1 protein-coding gene is annotated in these 251 nt (G+C 42.2%); it reads right to left on the reverse strand.

Annotation, left to right across the window (positions count from 1 at the left end):
* A partial coding sequence (locus AC0IW9_RS31420; protein WP_471652205.1) for a sigma-70 family RNA polymerase sigma factor occupies positions 1–251 on the reverse strand: 251 nt, incomplete at both ends.

Raw genomic sequence — 251 nt, forward strand, 5'->3', positions numbered from 1 at the left:
TATCGAACCAGTTCGTCACTTTGAACTTTTACAATAAATTCTTCATAACTCATCTCCATCCAATCGCCATCGGCGCCGGCATTGCTTAATGCAACATTCAACTTTTTTCTACGCTCCAGTATTCTCAATAGTTTCCGCTTAAGAAACGTTCGAAGGTAGGCTTCAACATTATCGACACGGTTGAGCGTACTGTGTTTTTCCCAAATGGTTGTAAAAACGAGATCGGTGGCTTCGCCGGAAATATCTGCATC

The sequence above is a fragment of the Belnapia sp. AC561 genome (genome assembly GCF_979252845.1).